13 protein-coding genes are annotated in these 22,854 nt (G+C 46.3%); 9 read left to right on the top strand and 4 right to left on the bottom strand.

Translation table 11 applies throughout. From position 1 onward, the window contains the following. Positions 1–8: 8 nt before the first annotated feature. From DUN60_RS00965 to mnmL, 4 genes are all read right to left on the bottom strand, one after another. Complete coding sequence (locus tag DUN60_RS00965; RefSeq protein WP_004734990.1) at positions 9–452, bottom strand: hypothetical protein; 444 nt, start codon at positions 450–452, stop codon at positions 9–11. Positions 453–459: 7 nt separating this feature from the next. Beyond that, positions 460–2,850 carry an aerobic respiration two-component sensor histidine kinase ArcB gene (gene arcB / locus DUN60_RS00960; RefSeq protein WP_114632983.1) on the bottom strand — a complete coding sequence of 797 codons (2,391 nt, stop codon included), beginning with the start codon at positions 2,848–2,850 and terminating at the stop codon, positions 460–462. A gap of 151 nt (positions 2,851–3,001) precedes the next feature. Then, positions 3,002–4,753, bottom strand: coding sequence for a sensor domain-containing diguanylate cyclase (locus DUN60_RS00955; protein WP_017077703.1), 1,752 nt, complete (start codon positions 4,751–4,753; stop codon positions 3,002–3,004). Between the two features lie 91 nt (positions 4,754–4,844). After that, positions 4,845–5,798, bottom strand: a complete 954-nt coding sequence (gene mnmL, locus DUN60_RS00950) for a tRNA modification radical SAM protein MnmL/YtqA (protein WP_017087516.1) — start codon at positions 5,796–5,798, stop codon at positions 4,845–4,847. 530 nt (positions 5,799–6,328) lie between these two features. On the opposite strand from mnmL, the gene gltB (DUN60_RS00945) reads away from it, so the two are divergent. The 9 genes from gltB (DUN60_RS00945) (at position 6,329) to DUN60_RS00905 (ending at position 22,623) form a co-directional block, all read left to right on the top strand. Then, positions 6,329–10,876: a glutamate synthase large subunit gene (gltB, locus tag DUN60_RS00945; RefSeq protein ID WP_004734986.1), complete on the top strand. Its 4,548-nt coding sequence runs from the start codon at positions 6,329–6,331 to the stop codon at positions 10,874–10,876. After that, positions 10,876–12,345: a glutamate synthase subunit beta gene (locus DUN60_RS00940; RefSeq protein WP_004734985.1), complete on the top strand. Its 1,470-nt coding sequence runs from the start codon at positions 10,876–10,878 to the stop codon at positions 12,343–12,345. Before gltB (DUN60_RS00945) ends, DUN60_RS00940 begins: the two co-directional genes overlap by 1 nt. A gap of 430 nt (positions 12,346–12,775) precedes the next feature. Beyond that, entirely contained in the window at positions 12,776–17,239 is a 4,464-nt protein-coding gene (gltB, locus tag DUN60_RS00935; RefSeq protein ID WP_029406054.1) for a glutamate synthase large subunit, read from the top strand. A 16-nt stretch (positions 17,240–17,255) separates the two neighbouring features. Further along, the gene (locus DUN60_RS00930) at positions 17,256–18,668 is read left to right on the top strand and encodes an FAD-dependent oxidoreductase (RefSeq protein WP_114632982.1); all 1,413 of its coding nucleotides are present in this window, start codon (positions 17,256–17,258) and stop codon (positions 18,666–18,668) included. Positions 18,669–18,844: 176 nt separating this feature from the next. Continuing rightward, positions 18,845–19,273, top strand: a complete 429-nt coding sequence (locus DUN60_RS00925) for a DUF1499 domain-containing protein (RefSeq protein WP_065207238.1) — start codon at positions 18,845–18,847, stop codon at positions 19,271–19,273. A 127-nt stretch (positions 19,274–19,400) separates the two neighbouring features. Beyond that, on the top strand, positions 19,401–20,096 hold the full coding sequence (gene mtnN, locus DUN60_RS00920) for a 5'-methylthioadenosine/S-adenosylhomocysteine nucleosidase (RefSeq protein WP_017090520.1): 696 nt from the start codon (positions 19,401–19,403) through the stop codon (positions 20,094–20,096). Positions 20,097–20,106: 10 nt separating this feature from the next. After that, positions 20,107–21,060 (top strand): cobalamin biosynthesis family protein, encoded by a 954-nt coding sequence (locus tag DUN60_RS00915; protein WP_114632981.1) that lies wholly within the window; start codon positions 20,107–20,109, stop codon positions 21,058–21,060. A gap of 1 nt (position 21,061) precedes the next feature. Continuing rightward, positions 21,062–21,931, top strand: coding sequence for a vitamin B12 ABC transporter substrate-binding protein BtuF (gene btuF, locus DUN60_RS00910; RefSeq protein WP_017080248.1), 870 nt, complete (start codon positions 21,062–21,064; stop codon positions 21,929–21,931). A 74-nt stretch (positions 21,932–22,005) separates the two neighbouring features. Next, positions 22,006–22,623 carry a TRIC cation channel family protein gene (locus DUN60_RS00905; protein WP_114632980.1) on the top strand — a complete coding sequence of 206 codons (618 nt, stop codon included), beginning with the start codon at positions 22,006–22,008 and terminating at the stop codon, positions 22,621–22,623. The last annotated feature ends 231 nt before the right edge of the window (positions 22,624–22,854 follow it).

Below are 22,854 nucleotides of genomic sequence, written 5' to 3'. Positions count from 1 at the left end.
CTAAGGTTTTAGTAAACCGTATCAACCTTAACGTCTTTCTCGACGAGCCACTTCACGGTTTCGCCGTCTTTGAGTTCAATCGCAACATCAACAGGTTTGTCACTGTCGATCTCTAGCTGCCATACAAAAGCGACTTCCCACTGAGTTTCACTGTGTGTTCTTAAATCAAGATCGTCAGCTGTTACCAACAAGGTATCCGCACCCTGTTTAACCGTCACACTTTCAACCGCAAGCGTTGCTGGTAGTTGTGAGTCAGACTCTAGGTAGATAGAACCATGCAGAGTCTTATCTTGAGCCTCTCCAATCGTAGGCATCTTGTTGTGCCACAGGTTGCTTTTCATTGTGACTGTCGCTGCAGATATTTCTACTTGGTTATCCTGCTGCCACTCTACTTGTGGTGCAGAACAACCCGCTAATGCCACGACACATGCGGCGAATGCTAATTTTTTCATTATTCTTCTACCTTTGATTTAACCAACTCTTTAATACTTCAATGTCATTCTGGTATTCGTTATTTATTTCATCAACCCAATCTGAAATGTTCTCCCACCACGCAGGCATATCTGGAGATTGAGCTTTCTGAGCAACTTGCTGTATACGCTTCAGACCAATTGAACCTGCCGCACCTTTAATCTTATGTGCTTCAGAAACGATGCTGTCTTGATCTTTCGCCACCATGTTAGAATTCAATATTTCCATATATTCCGGCATCATATCTTCAAACATCACGATGCTGTCCAAAACCGGTTTCGACCCGACAATGTCAACATAAGACTCTAGCATATCAATATCAAGCAAAGTGGTATCAATCGTTGAAAGAGCAGGCTTACTCGCTACTACTTTTTCAGCACCGGTTACTTTCTTAATAACACCTGTTACTTTCTCAATACCCTTGGCTTTCTCAATAGCCTCTGGCGCATCCTCGATAAGATCGCTGATGACATCCTGGATTGCACGAACCGACAGTGGTTTACTGATCGCTTCGTCCATGCCTTTCTGGAAGTACTCTTGCTTGTTGTTTAATACGTTTGCGGTTAATGCCACCAAAGGCGGCAGCTTGCTGTATTTCTCTCGATAGTACTGAGCAATATCGAAGCCCGTCATATCTGGTAACTGGATATCCAGTAATACCAAGTCATAATCTTTCGGGTTGAAAACGATTTGCGCCTCTTTACCCGTCATTACGACTGTCACTTCATGACCAAGGCTTTCAAGTAGAGAGCGAGCTACTGTGATATTAAGCTCAATATCTTCGACCATGAAGATCTTGAGGTTGGACTGCTTTCTTGGCGTTTTGATCAGAGCCTGAGTATCGTGATTAACAGGCACTCGAATCGAAACCGTAAAGGTACTACCAAAGCCCTCTTCACTGGTGACTTCAATGTGACCATCCATCATATTGATCAGCTGTTGAGACACGGCAAGACCAATTCCGGTACCTACAGCGTGTAGATTATCTGTTCCCGACTTCACCTGGTAGTACATTGCGAAGATCTTCTCAATTTCACTTTCAGGAATACCAATTCCGGTGTCTTCTACTTCCATCGTGATGTTGGCAAAGTCGCCATCAACTTCAGCGCTGACTGTCATCACCACACCACCATCTTTGGTGAACTTCATGGCGTTGCTGACAAGGTTCCACAACACCTGTCTAAGACGAGTACCATCCACTTCGACCGCAGCAGGAAGATCCGATAACCTTTCAAGATCAAACCTTAACCCTTTTTGCTCTGCCATTAACGCAGAAATACTCTCGATCTCGACAACGAAATCTTCAAAGTTGAGTGGAGTTGGGAATAACTCAAGTTTACGACGATCAAATTTGTCCATATCGATAATATCGTTAAAGATATTACCCAATGTCACCGCGCTCACCTTGATGGTTTGCATCTGCTTGCGCTGCTCGGTCGTCAGTTGGCTATCCAACAACATACGACTCAAGCCGATGATGCCATTGAGCGGCGTTCTTAACTCGTGGCTAATGGTTGAGATAAAGGTGGTCTTATCACGACTGGCTTTCTCCAGTGACTCTTGGTGTTCTTTACGCTCAGTAATATCACGGCCAAAACCGACCAAGCCCAAGTGACGACCTTCTTTACTGTAGAAAGGCACCTTACGCAGTTCGAAGTAGCTCTTACGACCATCAGGGTATTCCAACCATTGGTCATAAGTCAGCGCTTGGTTGTCAGCAAATACTTTCTTGTCAGTTTCAACAACTTGTTGAGCGATCTCTTTGCTATAAACATCCCAAGGCGTTAAGCCAACGAGATCTTTTTCTGTCTTGCCGGTAAGCTCTTCAACTGCACGGTTACAACCAGAGAACACACCATCTTCATTGCGATAGTAAATAAGATCAGGAGAGGCATCAATAAATGAGCGTAGCAGTGCCGTACGCTCTGCAAGTTCAAGCTGAGTTCGCTCACGCTGGAACACCTCATTTTCGAGATCGTGCATTGCTTCTGCACGCGCTTCTTCCGCTTTTTCACGCTCTTCAATTTCTTGATTAAGCTTCTCGATATTGAGTTGCAGTTTATTGTTGAGCTCTTGATCTCGCTCTCGCATGTCACCAAGCTTAGAGACCAATTTCGCCAACCTTTGACGAGACTCTTCCAGCTGATCAACGACCACTGATAGGAAATAAACCGCCCAAGGCGTGATCACTAAACCGAAGAAAACCGAACGGACAATGTCGATATCATCAACATTACCTTTGAGTGCGAGGGTAATACCCACTTGCACAACAACGGCGAGGGCTACAAGCGCTAAGGCGAGTAAGATAGAAAAGCGGACAATCCCCAGTTTTACGAGTAGATCCACGTAATACTGAGCGAGATTTTTCATGGGTTTCATTTAACGCTCCATGCGATAAGACTAGCAATATTCTACCCTGTTTAAAGAGAGGAGGTAAGCTAGCTACATCACACGCAGCAAGAGAGCTACAGTTATATTGTTTAAAACAGATAAGTGGGATAAATAGAGGGGCAGCAAGAGATAAATACGCTTATCGAATTGAGGAAGGATGCACCATCGAACGGTTTCGACCGTCGGATTTAGCTTGATACAACGCACTGTCAGCCAAGGCAACCGCCGAATCCATTTCATCATCAGGTGTCGGAATGTAAGAGATAATACCAATACTCACCGTGATGAATTCAGAGACATTCGATTTCTCATGCGCCAGTTCCAATTTAAGGATCCCATCATGGATACGCTGTGCCACCAGCTGAGCACCTTCAGCCGTAGTATTCGGTAGAATAAAGCCGAACTCTTCACCACCGTAACGAGCCACACAATCCGATGAACGGTTCAGCACCTGCTTAAATGCCTGAGAGACTTGGATCAGAGCATCATCACCTTGTTGATGTCCGTAAAAATCGTTGTAACCTTTAAAGAAATCGATGTCACACAGCATAATCGTCAGTGGTAATTTCTCACGCACATGATAATGCCACAGCGTCGAAAGCTGCTCATCAAAGCGACGGCGGTTGGAAACCTGAGTCAAGCTGTCCATAAAGCTAAGACGCTCAAGCTCAAGGTTGGCTTCTTCAAGTTTCTGCTCCGCAAGGTAACGTTCTGTAATATCACGCGCCATGATCAACACACCATTAGTGCTTGATGCCAGATCCCTAAACGGTGATTTCACCACATCATACCAAGTGTATTCGCCATCACTAGAGACGACCTTATCGATATAGCGTAATGACTTACCTTGATGAAGCACTTGGTGGTCGGTGTCTGAAATACGCATATACATACTATTAGGCACCACATCTTGCAGGCGCTTACCGACCAAATCACTCACTTCCGAGATACCCAGCGCTGCCACAAATGGCTTATTACACGCTTGGTAAACCATATTTTCGTTGAAGATACCAATCGAGTCAGGGCTCGCTTCCAAGATGTTTTGGAGGATGGTGTCACGTTGGGCAAGCGCGACTTCAGTATCTTTTCGCTTTTCCATTTCGCCGCGCAGCTTTTGCTGCATGTCGTGCCAATCAGTCACATCATGGCTAATTGAGAGCGTGCCTATGGTTGATCCATCTTGCGAGAGCAAGACACTTTGGTAGGTTTCAAGCAAACAACCCTTACCGTCTTGATCCGTTGTCCACGAACGTTCACTGACTCGACCTTTTAAAGCCCCGCCAGAAACACTCAAAGTGCCCTCTTCTGAGCGACCATGCCAAAACTTTTTAAACGAGCGATTACTCGTCACCAACTCACCCTTTTGATCTTTTACATAGATCAGCTCAGATAAAGAATCCAAAGCGGTACGCGCGACATTAAGCTCACGAACTTCTTGGGACACCTCTTCATCTGTATTTTTATACGGTGATGCGTGAATCATCCACGCTTTCTTGCTTCTAAAACGGATCCTGCGACCAACCAAATTGATCTTAAAAGACTCAAATTCAGACAGCGCCCACAGGGAGACCTGCTCAAATGATCGAGAGTTGATGTGATTGGTTAAGTAATGACGAAAGCTATTCTCGCTTTCAACGGTAGGAAATCGAAAGTTAACGCCAATTTGGCGAATACCAAGCAGCTGCATAGCTTGGCGATTGGCATATAAGATCTCTCCACTTCGAACATCAACAAAGTAGAGTGGCGATGGAGTAGCGAGTAGAAGTTTTTCAAGATGCGACTGATAACGTGAATAAAGATGCCAGCAGATGAGAGCAATCAGCAATACAACAACGATATAAATACCGTAGCCATACGCCCTGTCCCACAACCAAGTCATTACCAGTTCCATTTACTCTCAATCTATACCATAAAATCTGTGAGGGAAATGTTACCACTATTTGTTGGTTTTATCTGCTGTTACCGACAGTCACCATTTTCTATCAATTGACCGCGTTTAAAACGGGCAGTGTGTACTCGAATGCAGAGCCAGTTTTGATGCCTTGTGCGCCCGTTTTATCAAGCGAACGGCCAATCTCAGTCATCGCTAACCAACGGTTCTCACACCACAAAGGAGAGAGTAACGTCGGGCGTCGTGCCGCAGAAGATACTCGGTGATAAACCACGTTTGCTGGAGTACGTTGAATCACCTCAGTCGCGATATCAATGTACTCCTCAAGGCTTGGTGCTTCGAGTTTGCCGGCCTTCCACGCCTTAGCCATGGTACTGCCCTCTACTATATGGAGCCCGTGCAGCTTAATACCGTCGGTGCCAACGGCTAATACCTTATCTAAAGTTTCAAGGTTATCCGCTTTGGTTTCTTTTGGCAGGCCAACAATAAGGTGGGTACATATCTTGATCCCCAAAGCACGAGCACGCCGAGTGATCGTTTCATACACCGCGAAATCGTGGCCACGGTTAATTCGCTTGAGGGTTTTATCATTGGCCGTTTGTAGTCCGAGTTCTAGCCAAATCTCGTAGCCTTGTTTCACGTAACCCGACAGCAGTTCCAATACAGAATCAGGCACGCAATCGGGTCTTGTACCAACGCAAAGGCCAACAATATTGGCACCCGGAGCTTTAAGGGCTTCTTCGTACATATTCTTGAGCACCTGCACTTCAGCATAAGTGCTAGTGTATGCCTGAAAGTAAGCAAGATACTTCTTAGCACGGGCAATCTCACCCGCACGGTCTTTTAATTGATCGGCAATACTTTGAATCTGAGTTTGTTCGTCGGAAAAAGACGCCACATTGCAAAAAGTGCAACCACCGCGACCGATTGTGCCATCTCGGTTTGGGCAGCTAAAACCACCATGAAGTGTCAGCTTGTGAACCTTTTCGCCATAACGACGTTGAAGGTCTTGGCCGATAGTATTAACCAACTCGTGTAATTGCATATTTTCAAAGTGCTCAAGTAAATAAAAATGAATCTCAGTCTTTTTCTGAAAAAAAATTACATCCCTGCAAAATTCGACCAATTAGTTTACGCAAGGCTTTTTGCGAGCAACCTATCAAATATCAATAAACATGCAAAAAATCGGCTCTATTTGCCTAATGTTGCACATTTGTTAGACATTAAATTCAAAATAAAACGAAAAAAATGGTCTACATGGACCAACTTTCATTGCAATTCGCCTAGACAAAATTGTAGGATACTTACACATATTGGCTATTTTTGAGTATTTACTTACACTTAAAACTTGCCAATAAGTCGGTGATACCCATATCCCACCTATATAAACCACTAGTTTGTGGCTAAAAATAAACGGATATCACTAAGGATTGTTTTTCTCGCAATACTTTTCCTGCGAGATACGGAAAGGATTCAAACCGCCAGCATAGGCAGGTTTAGACCCATAAATATAAAAGGACAAGGCTAACTTAATACAAATAAGTTGCGCCTAGATTTAACTGGAAGGATGTATCTATGGTAGATCAAGAGCAGAACTCACAGGGTCTGTATACTCCTGAATTGGAGCATGACGCTTGTGGTATCGGTTTTGTTGCGCATCTAAAGAATCGCAAATCTCATGATGTAGTAACTCAAGCACTCGATATGCTTGCACGTATGGAACACCGTGGCGGCCAAGGCTGCGATCCGTGTTCTGGTGATGGTGCAGGTATCCTGCTACAGAAGCCGCACGAATTCTTACTCGAAGAAGCCGTAAAGCTTGGAATTAAACTGCCATCTTTTGAAAAATATGGTGTTGGTGTTGTACTTTTCCCTAAAGATGAATACAAACGTGCACAGTGTCGTGACATTCTAGAACGCAATGCACAACGCCTTGAGTTAGAAGTTATCGGCTACCGTGAACTTCCAACTGACAATTCAATGATTGGTGCTGACCCATTAAGCACTGAACCTCAATTTGAACACGTATTTATTTCTGGCGGCCCTGGTATCACACCAGAAGAGCTTGAGCGTAAACTGTATGTTCTACGTAACTACACTGTTCGTGTATGCCTAGAAAGCGTTTCAAATATCGGTGATGACTTCTACATCAACTCTATGTCTTACAAGACATTGGTGTACAAAGGTCAGCTAACAACTGAACAAGTTCCTCAGTACTTCCTAGACCTGCAAAACCCAACTATGGTGACAGCTCTAGCACTGGTACACTCTCGCTTCTCTACCAATACATTCCCACGTTGGCGTCTAGCTCAGCCTTTCCGTTACATCGCGCACAATGGTGAGATCAATACGGTTCGCGGCAACCTAAACTGGATGAAAGCACGTGAAGCAATCCTAGAATCGGATCTGTTTACACAAGCTGAAATCGACATGCTACTTCCTATCTGTCAAGAAGGTAGCTCAGACTCATCAAACTTCGATATGGCGCTGGAGCTACTTGTTCTTTCAGGTCGAACTCTGCCACATGCGTTGATGATGATGATCCCGGAAGCATGGCAAGAAAACAAAAACATGGATCCAACTCGTCGTGCGTTCTACCAGTACCACGCGAACGTAATGGAACCATGGGATGGCCCAGCGTCAGTATGTTTCACCGATGGTGTTCAAGTTGGTGCAACTCTTGACCGTAACGGTCTGCGCCCTTCTCGCTACACAGTAACTAAAGACGACTTCCTAGTGATGGCGTCTGAGTCTGGTGTTGTTGAGATCGCACCTGAAAACGTTGAATATCGTGGTCGTTTGCAACCTGGCCGTATCTTCGTTGCTGACCTTGAGCAAGGCCGCATCATTTCTGATGAAGAAGTGAAAGACGGTATCGCTAAATCTCAACCCTACGAGAAATGGGTTGAAGAGAACCTTCTGAGCCTGAAAAAGCTACCAGATGCGAGCAACGAGTTTAACCAACCTTCTCCAGAGAAACTGCTACACAAACAACAATCGTTTGGTGTGAGCTCTGAAGAAGTAAACGAAATCATTCTCCCTCTTGCAAAAACAGGCTACGAGCCACTTTCTGCAATGGGTGCTGACTGGCCGCTCGCGATTCTTTCTCATCAATCGCAGCACCTTTCAAACTACTTCAAACAGCTGTTTGCACAAGTAACTAACCCGCCAATCGACCCGATTCGTGAGCGTATGGTTATGTCTCTGAACACTTACCTAGGTAAAGATCAGAACCTACTTGCTGAAACACCTGAACACTGTCAAAAAGTGGAACTTGAGTCTCCAGTTCTTTCTAACTCAGAGTTAGAGAAACTGCGTGCAATCGATAATGAGCACCTTCAATCGAAGACGCTGGATATCGTATTCCAAGCGAACGGAGACCAAGGTAAGTTAGAGCGCGCACTTAAGCGTATCTGCCAATATGCGGAAGATGCGGTTATTGATGGTTACTCTATCATTCTACTGACTGACCGTGCGGTTAACTCAAACCATGCCGCTATCCCAGCAATGCTGGCGGTTGGCGCGGTTCACCACCACCTAATCCGTAAAGGGCTACGTGCTAAGTGTGACATCGTGGTTGAAACGGGCGACGCTCGTGAGACACACCACTTCGCAACCTTAATTGGTTACGGTGCAAACGCAGTTAACCCATACCTAGTTATCGAAACGATTGTTGAACTGCAACGTACTAAGAAGCTAGATCCAAACGTTCATCCACGTGAGTTATTCGATAACTACCGTAAGGGTGTTAACGGCGGTCTACTGAAGATCTTTTCTAAGATGGGTATCTCTACGCTGCAGTCTTACCACGGCGCTCAAATCTTTGAAGCACTTGGTGTTAGCAAATCAGTGGTTGAAAAATACTTCACTGGTACTGTTTCTCGTATCCAAGGTCTAACGATCGACGATATCGCACGAGAAGTACTGGTTCGTCACCGTGTTGGTTACCCTGCTCGTGAAATCCCAGCTCAAGTTCTTGATGTTGGCGGTGTTTACCAGTGGAAACAACGTGGTGAGAAGCACTTATTCAACCCAGAAACCATTTCTCTACTTCAAGAATCGACGCGTAACAAAGATTACGGTCAATTCAAGAAGTACGCGAACGCCGTTGATGCTCAAGGCGACAACGCAGCAACACTACGTAGCCAACTTGATTTCATCAAGAACCCAGCAGGCTCTATTCCTCTAGCGGAAGTAGAACCTATTGAGAAAATCCTTAAGCGTTTCGCAACAGGCGCAATGAGCTTCGGTTCAATCTCGCATGAGGCTCACTCAACACTCGCTGTTGCAATGAACCGCATTGGCGCGAAGTCGAACTCAGGTGAAGGTGGTGAAGACCCAGCACGTTTCGAGCGTAAAGAAAATGGCGACTGGGAACGTTCAGCAATCAAACAGGTGGCTTCTGGTCGCTTTGGTGTAACGTCTTACTACCTATCTAACGCTGATGAGCTGCAAATCAAGATGGCTCAAGGTGCGAAACCTGGCGAAGGTGGTCAACTACCTGGTGATAAGGTTGATGACTGGATCGGCGCAACGCGTCACTCGACTCCGGGCGTAGGTCTTATCTCTCCACCGCCACATCACGATATCTACTCAATCGAAGATTTGGCTCAGCTGATCTACGATCTGAAAAACGCGAACCGTAACGGTCGTGTAAACGTGAAACTAGTATCGGAAGCTGGCGTAGGTACGATTGCATCGGGTGTAGCGAAAGCGAAAGCTGACGTGGTACTTATCGCAGGTTTTGATGGTGGTACGGGTGCATCTCCGATGTCTTCTATCCGTCACACCGGTCTGCCTTGGGAATTAGGTCTAGCGGAAACGCACCAAACACTACTGAAAAACGGCCTACGTAACCGTATCGTTGTTCAGTCTGATGGTCAGATGAAAACACCACGTGACCTTGCAGTCGCAACGTTACTTGGCGCTGAAGAATGGGGCGTAGCAACAGCTGCTCTAGTTGTTGAAGGCTGTATCATGATGCGTAAGTGTCACAAGAATACGTGTCCTGTTGGTATCGCAACACAAAACAAAACTCTTCGTGAGCGTTTCGACGGCCGCGTAGAAGACGTAGTAACGTTCTTCCAATACATGGCTGAAGGTCTACGTGAAGTAATGGCTGAACTTGGTTTCCGCTCTATTGATGAGATGGTAGGTCAATCGCACAAACTTAAAGTTCGTGATGACATCGGTCACTGGAAGTACAAGAACCTAGATCTAACACCGGTACTGCACATTGAGCAGGCTCGTGCAGAAGATGGTATCTACAACCAGACAACACAAAATCATAATCTTGAAGACGTTCTAGACCGTAAGTTGATTCAAGCTGCAATCCCAGCGCTTGAGAAAGGTGAAGCAGTTACCGCTCAGTTCCCTATCATCAACACGGACCGTTCAGCAGGTACGATGCTGTCGAACGAAATCTCGAAGGTTTACAAAGACCAAGGTTTACCACAGCCAATGAACGTTAAGTTCCACGGTAGTGCAGGTCAATCTTTCGGTGCATTCCTTGCGAAAGGCGTTAAGTTCGAAGTAGAAGGCGACGCGAACGATTACTGGGGTAAAGGTCTGTCTGGCGGTACGTTGGTACTGTACCCAGATGCAAGATCTACTATCGTTGCTGAAGATAACATCGTGGTGGGTAACGTATGTTTCTACGGTGCAACCTCTGGTGAATCTTTCATTCGCGGTATGGCTGGCGAACGTTTCTGTGTTCGTAACTCTGGTGCGAAGGTTGTTGTTGAGGGTGTTGGTGACCACGGTTGTGAATACATGACTGGCGGCGCGGCAATTATCCTTGGTTCAACGGGTCGTAACTTTGCTGCAGGTATGAGTGGCGGTGTCGCTTATGTTTGGGATAAAGCAGGTGACTTCGAGACTAAGCTCAACGCAGAACTTGTAGACCTAGATCCAATTGAACAAGAAGATAAAGATCTTCTACTAGATATGCTAACTAAGCATGTTGAATTCACAGGAAGTGAAGTTGCTCAGTCTTTCCTAGACAACTTTGAAGCAAGTGTTGCATCGCTAGTTAAAGTAATGCCACGCGACTACAAAGCGGTTCTTCAAAAGCGTAAAGCTGAAGCACAACAGGCACAAACGGAAGAAGTGGAGGCAGTATAATGGGTAAGCCTACTGGATTTTTAGAACACGGTCGTGAGCTTCCAAAGAAGCTCGACCCGTCAGTTCGAATTGAAGACAACAAAGAGTTCGTACTTAACGAAGAGTTTGGTGAAAAGATCAATACTCAAGCATCTCGTTGTATGGACTGTGGCGTACCTTTCTGTCACAACGGCTGTCCGATTGGTAACATCATCCCAGAATTCAATGACGCTGTTTATCGCGACAGCTGGGAAGAGGCTTGGAACATTCTAAGCTCTACCAATAACTTCCCTGAGTTTACAGGTCGTGTTTGTCCTGCTCCTTGTGAAAGTGCCTGTGTTCTTGGCATCAACCAAGACCCAATCACTATCTGTAATATCGAGAAAACGATTGTAGAAACTGCGTACCGTGAAGGGTACGCAAAGCCTAAAACACCACGCTCTCGCACAGGTAAAACTGTCGCAGTTATCGGTTCAGGCCCTGCAGGCTTAGCCGCAGCTGAGCAGCTAAACAGTGCCGGTCACTCGGTAACGGTATTTGAACGTGACGAGAAAGTGGGTGGCCTACTGCGTTTCGGTATCCCAGATTTCAAACTGGGCATGGACGTGATTGATCGTAAGATCAACCTAATGGCTGAAGCTGGCGTTGAGTTTAAAGTGAACCAACACATCGGTGTTGATGTTAATGCTCAACAGTTACGCCAAGAGTTTGATGTGGTATTGCTAACGGGTGGTTCTACGGTTCCACGCGACTTACCAATCCCAGGTCGTGAGCTTAAAGGCGTTCATTTTGCCATGGAATTCCTTGGTCAAAATAATCGCCGTGCCAACGACTTAGATCTTAAGACAGAAGAGCTTCACGCTAAAGATAAACACATTGTGGTTATCGGTGGTGGTGATACAGGCTCTGACTGTGTAGGCACATCAAACCGTCATAAAGCAGCAAGCATTACTCAGGTTGAGATCATGCCGATCCCACCAGAGAAACGCCCTGCAAATATGCCTTGGCCTCAATACCCAATGATCATGAAAACCACCACTTCTCACGAAGAAGGTTGTGAACGTCATTGGAACATCTTAACCAAAGAGTTCATTAGCGACGATCAAGGTCAAGTAACGGGTCTACGTATCGCTGACATCGTTTGGCAAGACGCAAAACCAGGCGAACGTCCAGGTTTTGATGAAGTAGCGAACTCTGAACGTGTTATTCCATGTGACATGGCATTCCTTGCAATGGGCTTCTTACACCCAGAGCCAACAGGCGTGCTTGCTCAACTAGACATTAAACTGGACGAGCGCGGTAACGTCGCTTCTGAAGGTTTTGCGACTAACCAGAAAGGCGTTTTCGCTGCTGGTGATATGCGTACTGGCCAATCTCTGGTTGTACGTTGTATTAATGAAGGTCGTGAATGTGCAATTGCCATTGATGACTTCTTAATGGGTAACTCAAACTTAGAAGCGAAAGCAGATTCACTCATGCTTTCCGCATAATATTTCTCGGGCTAACGTCGATGACGTTAGCCTAGAGGAAAAGCAACACCCTTCCTAACTTTTATGTTTGGCTAGCACTCGATGCTAGCCTTTTTTCTATCTGCCTTACGGCTCCTGGGACATTCCCTTCGTTGCACATGTTAAATCCCATTAACATCTACCTTTTATATCCCTTTGATATCATTCTACTATTTTAGATTATTACGTGGTTAATCGCGTTTACGCATGATAATTAACCATGAACTTGACCTTAAACACAATTAGCTATACGTTGTAAAGCTGGTGAAAATAAAACCAATCGGTTTTGTTAACACAACCAATAACGTTTTAACTAGCTAAAGACAAACTATAAGCTTATAAAAAATAACAAGTATATGAATAGTTAGTCATTTACTGTCTGGATGACAGAGAAGCAAAAGGGAGAATTGCAATGGCTCTATATGATCCTAGTCTTGAAAAAGACAACTGTGGATTTGGTTTAATAGCGCAAATGGAAGGCCAACCGAGTCATAAGTTGGTACGAACTGCTATTTCAGCCCTCGATCGCATGACACACCGTGGTGGTATTGCTGCGGATGGTAAAACAGGAGATGGCTGTGGCTTATTACTACAGAAGCCAGACTCTTATCTCAGAATTATTGCAGAAGAGAATAACTTCAAGCTCGGCAAGCAATACGCTGTCGGCATGATTTTCTTCAGCCAAGACCCAATCAAAGCGCAATCCGCGCAAGACATCGTCAATAAAGAGCTCGCGCAAGAAACGTTAACCGTTGCAGGTTGGCGTGTCGTGCCGACCAACACCGACGTATTAGGCCCAATCGCCAAAGATTCTGTTCCCAATATTCAGCAAGTGTTTATCTCGGCACCTGCGGGGTGGCGTGAACGCGATATTGAACGACGCCTTTATATCGCTCGTCGTCGAATTGAAAAACAGATCACCGAAGACAAAGATTTCTATATTTGTAGCCTTTCGACACAAGTCATGGTTTACAAAGGCCTGTGTATGCCGGCCGATCTTCCGCGATTTTACCTCGATCTTGCTGACTTACGTATGGAATCGGCGATATGCCTGTTTCACCAGCGCTTCTCAACCAATACTCAGCCGCGTTGGCCACTGGCTCAGCCATTCCGCTATTTGGCGCACAATGGTGAGATCAATACCATCGAAGGTAACCGTCAGTGGGCTAAAGCTCGTGCCTATAAATTCTCTTCACCACTGCTGCCCGATTTACAAACGGCCGCACCCTTTGTGAATGAGACAGGCTCAGATTCATCAAGCCTAGATAACATGCTCGACCTGTTCCTTGCCGGTGGTATGGATGTATTCCGAGCGATGCGTATGCTCGTGCCGCCCGCTTGGCAAAACCACCCAGACATGGATCCCGATCTGCGTGCATTCTACGACTTCAACTCCAAGCACATGGAACCGTGGGATGGCCCTGCAGGTATCGTCCTTTCTGACGGTCGTTACGCTGCGTGTAACCTAGATAGAAACGGCTTACGCCCTGCGCGTTATGTGATTACCAAAGACAACCTGATCACGCTGGCATCTGAAGTGGGCATCTGGAATTACGCGCCAGACGAGGTGGCAGAGAAAGGGCGTGTCGGCCCGGGTGAACTACTCGTCATAGATACGCGCCGCGGTAAACTGTGGCAATCTAACGAGATCGATAATGACCTTAAAGGTCGCCATCCCTATAAAGAGTGGATGGAAAAGAACGTTCACAAACTCACACCGTTTTCCGATCTGCCCGATGAGCAAGTCGGTAAGCGCAGCTTTGACGATGACACGCTCAAGACCTACCAAAAACAGTTTGCGATGAGCAACGAAGAGTCGGACCAAGTACTGCGTGTGCTTGGAGATATGGGACAAGAGGCCGTAGGCTCGATGGGCGATGATACGCCGATGGCTGTGCTCTCTTCGAAAGAACGTCTCGTCACTGACTATTTCCGTCAAATGTTTGCACAAGTCACCAACCCACCGATTGATCCATTGCGTGAAAAGCATGTTATGTCTTTAGCCACCAGTATCGGCCAAGAGATGAACGTGTTCTGCGAAACCGACGGTCACGCCTACCGTGTGACATTTAATTCGCCAGTTCTGGTCTACTCTGACATGCAGCAACTTCTGCAGTTAAATCAAAAACACTATGGCCACGCGATTCTTAGCATGCACTATGATCCTGCTGATAAAGATCTTGAACAAGCCATTAATGACTTGTGTGATCGTGCGGTGCAAGAGGTCCGTGATGGTGCTGTTTTGATTGTACTTTCAGACAAGCACTTAGAGAAAGGCAAGCTCCCGGTTCCAGCAGCGATGGCTGTCGGTGCCGTGCAAACTCGACTCGCAGACAACAACCTACGTTGTGATGCTAACATCGTGGTTGAGACAGCAACCGCACGTGACCCGCACCAATTTGCAGTTCTGCTTGGCTTCGGTGCAACCGCAGTTTATCCATATCTCGCTTATGAAGCATTGGGCAAAATGTTGGACGATGGTTCTTTAAATAAAGACTATCGCACTGCATTGCAAAATTACCAAAACGGCATCAACAAAGGTCTGTATAAGATCATGTCGAAGATGGGTATCTCGACGATTGCTTCTTATCGCTGCTCGCAATTATTTGAGGCGGTCGGTTTGCATACCGATGTCGTTGACTTGTGTTTCCGAGGCGTAACGACTCGTATCCAAGGCGCTAGCTTTAGCGACTTCCAACAAGATATCTATAATCTATCTCGCAAAGCATGGACTAAGCGTAAACCACTGGAACATGGTGGCTTACTCAAATACGTACATGGCGGCGAATACCACGCCTATAACCCAGACGTAGTCAGCACCTTACAAACCGCCGTAAAGACAGGCGAAACATCAGATTATCAATCTTTTGCGAAGCAAGTTAATGCTCGTCCTGCTGCCATGCTACGTGACTTAATGAGCCTTAAAAAAGCAGCTCAACCTCTAGCATTAGAAAAAGTCGAACCGAGCAGTGATCTCTTTAAACGCTTCGACTCTGCAGCCATGTCGATTGGTGCCTTAAGCCCTGAAGCTCATGAAGCACTGGCCATGGCGATGAACCGATTAGGAGGCTACTCCAACTCTGGTGAAGGTGGTGAAGATCCACGACGCTTTGGTACTGATCGTAATTCTCGCATCAAGCAGATAGCTTCCGGCCGTTTTGGTGTGACACCACATTACTTAACCAATGCGGATGTTCTGCAAATCAAAGTCGCACAAGGTGCGAAGCCGGGCGAAGGTGGCCAACTGCCGGGGCATAAAGTCACCGCAGAAATCGCCAAACTGAGATACTCAGTTCAAGGGGTAACACTGATCTCCCCTCCTCCGCACCACGATATTTATTCTATCGAGGATCTGGCGCAGCTTATTTTCGACCTTAAGCAAGTGAACCCTAAAGCCTTGGTTTCAGTGAAGTTAGTATCAGAACCGGGTGTGGGCACCATTGCTACTGGTGTGGCGAAAGCCTATGCCGACCTGATTACGATTTCTGGCTACGACGGTGGTACCGCGGCAAGTCCATTGACCTCGGTAAAATACGCAGGTTGCCCTTGGGAGCTTGGCTTAGCGGAAACTCAACAAGCACTGGTGGCCAATGGCCTACGCCATAAGATCCGCTTGCAAGTCGATGGTGGTTTAAAAACCGGACTCGATGTTATCAAGGGCGCGATTTTAGGTGCAGAGAGTTTTGGTTTTGGTACTGCGCCAATGGTCGCGATGGGTTGTAAGTTCTTACGAATTTGTCACCTAAACAACTGTGCAACGGGCGTTGCGACTCAAGATGAAACACTACGCCGTGAATACTTCAAAGGCCTGCCAGACATGGTAGTGAACTACTTTACCGGCCTAGCCGACGAAGTTCGCCAGTACCTTGCAGAACTTGGAGTCGAAAAACTGACAGACCTGATTGGTCGCACGGATCTACTTGAAGCCGTTCAAGGCCTGACTGCGAAACAGAGTAAACTCGATCTCTCTTCAATACTCGAAGCTCCGGTATCTCCAGAAGGTCACCCACTGTTTTGGACCGAGCCAAACGCACCATTTGATAAAGCGCAACTCAACCAACAGATCCTTGATGATGCCATTGATGCGATTGAGAAACGTCAATCCACCAGCCTTTACTACAACGTAATCAACACCGATCGCTCGATTGGCGCTCGTATCTCTGGCGAAATAGCCAAACGTTACGGGAACCAAGGTATGGCGGGGTCACCAATTAAGTTGTATCTCGATGGCACAGCAGGCCAATCCTTTGCGGTTTGGAACGCTGGCGGCGTTGAGCTATATCTGACAGGCGATGCCAATGACTATGTCGGCAAAGGCATGGCAGGCGGTAAGGTGGTTATCAAACCTCACCAAGGCACTGCATTTGTTTGTAACGAAGCGACCATCATAGGTAACACTTGTTTGTATGGTGCGACCGGAGGCAAGCTATTTGCAGCTGGTACTGCAGGCGAACGATTTGGCGTGCGTAACTCAGGCACCGTTGCCGTGATTGAAGGTGCAGGAGACAATGCCTGTGAATACATGACCGGTGGTATTGTTGCCATTCTTGGCGCAACCGGAGTGAACTTCGGCGCCGGTATGACAGGTGGGTTTGCTTATGTGATGGATAAGAATGAAGACTTCCAAGGCCGTGTAAACAACGAATCGGTCGAAGCACTTTCTCTGTCGGACCTATTTATCCACCAAGAACACCTGCGCGGCTTGATTGCGGAGCACTTAGAAGAGACTGGCTCAGTACACGCTGAAGCTATTTTGGCGAACTTTGATGAATGGATTCCAAAGTTCTACCTAGTGAAGCCGAAGACGGCGGATCTCAACACCTTGCTCGGTCACCAAAGCCGCAGCTCTGCTGAACTTCGTGTTCAAGCGCAATAATTGGAAGGAGCCAATCATGAGCCAGAATGTATACCAATTTATTGATGTGAATCGCGTAGACCCAGCGAAGAAACCAATCAAGATACGTAAGATTGAGTTTGTAGAGATCTACGAACCTTTCACGAAGCAACAAGCTAAGGCACAAGCCGACCGCTGTTTAGACTGTGGTAACCCCTACTGTGAATGGAAGTGCCCAGTCCATAACTACATCCCTCAATGGCTCAAACTTGCCAATGAGGGGCGCATTATCGAAGCGGCTGAACTGTCCCATCAAACCAACAGCTTGCCTGAGGTTTGCGGACGAGTTTGTCCTCAAGATCGTCTATGTGAAGGCTCTTGTACCCTCAACGACGATTTCGGCGCAGTAACCATCGGCAACATTGAAAAATACATCAATGACAAAGCGTTTGAGATGGGCTGGAAACCAGACATGTCTCACGTTGAATGGACCGACAAAAAGGTCGCGATCATTGGCGCTGGCCCTGCAGGTCTTGCTGCAGCTGATATCTTAGTTCGAAACGGTGTGAAGGCCGTGGTATTTGACCGCTACCCGGAGATCGGTGGCCTGCTAACGTTTGGTATCCCATCGTTCAAACTCGAGAAAGGCATCATGGAAAACCGTCGCCGTATCTTTAGTGGGATGGGCGTTGAATTTAAGATGAATACCGAAGTCGGTAAAGACGTTCAACTGCAACAATTGGTCGATGAATATGATGCTGTTTTCTTAGGGGTCGGTACTTATAAAAACATGCGCGCTGGGTTAGACAACGAAGAAGCACCGGGTGTTTATGATGCTTTACCCTTCCTTGTTTCCAATACTTACAAGGTCATGGAACTGGACAACCCAACGCCGTTTATCGACATGAAAGGCAAAAAAGTGGTTGTGCTTGGTGGTGGTGATACCGCGATGGACTGTGTCCGGACGTCGATTCGCCAGCATGCTGCTAACGTCGTCTGTGCTTATCGTCGTGATGAGGCCAACATGCCAGGCTCTCGCCGTGAGGTGAAGAATGCAAAAGAAGAAGGCGTGAAGTTCATATTCAACCTTCAGCCATTAGCATTGGAAACCGATTCATCTGGCCATGTTACAGGCGTCAAAGTGGTGAAAACGGCGCTAGGTGAACCCGATGACGCAGGTCGTCGTCGTCCGGAACCTGTAGAAGGCAGTGAGCATGTTCTTGAAGCAGACGCCGTTATCATGGCATTTGGTTTCCAACCTCATGCAATGGAGTGGCTAGAACCATTCGGTGTAGAGCTCGACCAATGGGGTCGCATCAAGGCTCCCGGTAAACAAGAATTTCAATACCAAACCACCAACAGTAAGATCTTTGCAGGTGGTGATGCGGTTCGAGGATCTGACTTAGTCGTGACCGCTATCGACGAAGGCCGTAAAGCAGCGGAAGGAATATTGGATTACCTAGAAGTGTGACTAGTCTAAGGTTTCCTTTATTACTCAGCTCGTTACTATAAAAAAAGGATCCAATGATGGATCCTTTTTTGAATTAGATACGTTTATCACAAGCATATCGAAAATACGTAAACAATCGCAAACAAGCCAATACCGATAACTAGAATTAAAACTAAAACAACGCCATAGGAAACACTATGAAAAAAGCCGCTCTCCTTTCTCTATCTCTTTTGACTTTAACCGCTTGTAGCCAAGGAATCACGGACATGAAAGACAGAACTTCATCACCTTGTGGAGACAAACCAAACTGCGTATCAACTCAAGATGACCGTGAACAGCATACATTGGCCGCGTTTGAGTTATCAGATTCAGCAAACTTAGATGCCATTGAGCAGGTTGCGCTAACCTTACCGGGATCGAAAACCGCGAGTAAAACAGAAGATTACCTGCGTGTTGAATGCACTTCTCGCATCATGCGCTTTGTCGATGACTTAGAACTTAAGATCACTGATGGCAAACTGATCGTGCGTTCAGAGTCTCGTACTGGTCACTCTGATTTTGGCGTAAACCGAAAGCGTGCTGAACAACTTCGCGCTAGCTTAAAAAGCGAAGGCCTGATCAAATAGATAAAAGAATACGCAGATAAATCGCTGCTATTCGGATGAGAAGTGCCTCTGGGCAGTCGCTCGACACTTCTTATCCATGCTACAATTTCGCTCTACTGTTTAAATATTATTTATTAAGAGACTACACATGAAAATCGGCATCATTGGCGCAATGGAGCAAGAAGTTGCGATCCTAAAGGCAGCAATTTCAGACATTACTGAAGTTAATAAAGGCGGTTGTACCTTTTTCTCTGGTCAGATAAATGGTGTTGACGTTGTTTTGCTTCAATCAGGCATTGGTAAAGTAGCCGCTGCAGTGGGTACTTCAATCCTATTAAGCGAATACCAGCCAGACGTAGTACTAAACACGGGCTCTGCTGGCGGTTTTGATTCAACACTGAACCTTGGCGATGTGGTTATCTCAACTGAAGTTCGTCACCACGATGCAGATGTTACAGCTTTCGGTTACGAAATCGGTCAAATGGCAGGTCAACCTGCAGCGTTCAAAGCGGACGACAAACTGATGGCTGTTGCTGAACAAGCACTAGCGCAAATGGAAGATAAGCACGCCGTTCGCGGTCTTATCTGTACTGGCGACGCATTTGTTTGCACAGCAGAACGCCAAGAGTTCATCCGCAAGCACTTCCCATCAGTGGTTGCTGTAGAGATGGAAGCATCTGCTATCGCTCAAGCTTGTCACCAATTCCAAGTACCATTCGTGGTTGTTCGTGCAATCTCTGACGTTGCAGACAAAGAATCACCAATGAGCTTCGAAGAGTTCCTGCCACTAGCAGCACAAAGCTCTTCTGAGATGGTTATCAAAATGGTTGCCCTACTAAAGTAAGCGACTAGACATGCAAACACTGTTTGATCAGGTATTTGCAAATGGCGTGCTCCTTGTAATGTGGGGAGCACTGCTTTTTCATTTGATTTTACCTATCCCCCATGCCGCACACCCTACGACCTTATGGCATAAGTTTGCTGAGCTTTTAGCAAGCAAGGTTAATAACACCCAAAACTATTCCCAAAGCTTAATCTCGGGCACATTAGCCTGGGGCGTAATGGTACTGCCGACTCTGATAATTCTATTGGCACTGCAACCATTGGTTTGGCAATCTCAACTGTTTGAATTAGCGCTGTTATTGCTGGCGATTGATTGGCGCAATAATGAAAAGCTAGCAAATCAGCTGATCAAAGCGCTTGGTCGAGAAGATAAAGCTGCTGCTCGTCAGGTACTGGCTCCGGTTGTCAATCGTCAAACCGAATCACTGTCATCACTTGGGCTTGGCAAAGCCGCTGCTGAAACCATCATCATGGGTTACGCTCGCAATGTGGTATGTGTTTTATTCTGGTACGCCATTGGTGGTGGAATTGCGGCTTTAATGTATCGCCTTGTTGTCGAGTTAGCTCGAGCTTGGTCGCCAAGTCGTAAGCAATTTTCTCCGTTCGGCTCAACGGCTATCAAGATAGTCGCTATCCTAGAATTCATACCGATGCGTCTGTTTGCTTTGATGATCGTATGTGGTGATAAAGCAACGCACACATTTAAGATGATGATTACCCAGAGCCGTTCTTGGCCACTGCCTGGCCCTGCATGGTTGATCACGGCCGTTGGCAACAAGCTGGAATTATCATTGGGTGGCCCTGCTATTTACAACAACACCAAAGCCATTCGCGCAAAAATAGGCGGAAGAATCGCCCCATCAGCTCTGCATCTCTCTCAGGTTCAGAAGCTGCTGTTTGGTCGTATTGCTATCTGGATATTTTTACAAAGCCTAATCTTACTATTTGTTCACCAAGGGATTTAGAGTGAAACCTTCAGCACTTGTTACAAGCCTTACTCTTTTGTCTTCCAGCTTATGGCTGCCTTTATCATTTGCGGAAGAAACATCGCTGACTCCAGAAAAAGTACAGCCAGCTCAACGCGTAGTAAGCCTTGCTCCTCACGCCACTGAACTCGCGTACAGTGCTGGTTTAGGTGATAACCTTGTTGCGGTAAGTGAGCGGAGTGATTACCCACCACAAGCAGACCAGCTTGAAAAAGTGGCAAACTATCAAGGTATCAAGGTTGAGAAGATCATCGCACTGCAACCTGATTTAATTCTTGCGTGGCCAGCGGGAAACCCGCCCAGAGAGCTCGCGAAACTAGAGCAATTTGGGTTTAATATTTACTACTCGAAAACCAAAAGCCTAGACAGCATTGCGACCAATATTGAACAACTCAGCCAATACTCCAGTGATCCGAGTATTGGGAAAAACAATGCCAAGCAATACAAAGAACAACTCAACGCATTGAGACTAAAATATAAAGATGCTGAGCCCGTAAACTACTTTTATCAGCTAAGTGAGAAGCCGATCATCACCGTCGCTCAAGGGCACTGGCCAAGTGAGGTGTTTGAGTTTTGTGGCGGCCAGAATATTTTCGAAGACAGTGCTTCCCCTTATCCTCAAGTTGGTATTGAACAAGTTGTATTAAGGAAACCGCAAGTGATCTTCACTTCTCAGCATGCAATTGAGAATGGAACCATGTGGCAAACTTGGGAGGACGAGATCCCAGCAGTCGCTCAAAATCAGATTTGGTCACTCAATTCTGACTGGATTAATCGCCCGACAACGAGAACTTTGAAAGCGATCCAACAAGTATGCGATTTCTTCGATAGAGCTAGGCAAAATCACTAACTATTTGCTGCATTTTTTCGTACAATTCGCCACCGACCTGTCCCTACAATTTTAACTATAAGAGCACCAGTATCATGGACTCCATGCTGCTTTATATTATCGATTTATTTGGCACTGCCATTTTTGCTGTCTCAGGCGTATTTGTCGCAGGCCGTCTTAAGATGGACCCCTTTGGCGTTGCCGTTTTAGGCAGCGTCACCGCAATTGGTGGCGGTACTATTCGTGACATGGCATTGGGTGCGACCCCAGTGTTTTGGATAACCGATACCACCTACCTTTGGGTGATTATCACCACCTGCTTGTTGACTATGATCATAGTGAGACGCCCAAAGCGTTTGGCGTGGTGGATACTGCCCGTTTGTGATGCTATTGGATTAGCGGTGTTTGTTGGTATCGGTGTTGAAAAAGCATTGATTTATCAAGACTCAGCATTAGTCGCTATCATCATGGGCGTAATTACTGGCTGTGGTGGCGGTATTATCCGTGACGTGCTTGCCCGTGAAGTGCCGATGATCTTAAGAAGTGAAGTCTACGCCACGGCTTGTATCATTGGTGGTGCTTTCCATACCATGGCGATTCTCATGGGGCACGATTCAGAAACCGCATTTTTGGCCGGTGTGTTCACAACACTATTGATTAGGCTTGGCGCTATTCGCTGGCACTTGTCATTGCCTACCTTCGCTATCAAGTAGATAGAACGATGACTAAGAGGCTCCGCAAAGGGGCCTTTTTAAATTCGCTTTCAAAGTACTTATACCCTCGATTTCTCCCTTCAAAGATCCCCCTTTTTTCCTGACACTCAATTTAGTTAGCTTGTTAGCTCTTAGCTCATGAGTTAGTAATGCTTTTTGTTTACTTACCTAGTTAACAGGCCATATTAGTAAACCAATATCTTTATAAATTATTTTATTTACTAATATAGT

The organism is Vibrio splendidus (assembly GCF_003345295.1).
In the GTDB taxonomy this organism is placed as follows: Bacteria; Pseudomonadota; Gammaproteobacteria; order Enterobacterales; family Vibrionaceae; genus Vibrio; species Vibrio splendidus_K.
Note: the sequence above shows the minus strand (reverse complement) of the source record. Positions and strands in the feature narration are given on the sequence as shown.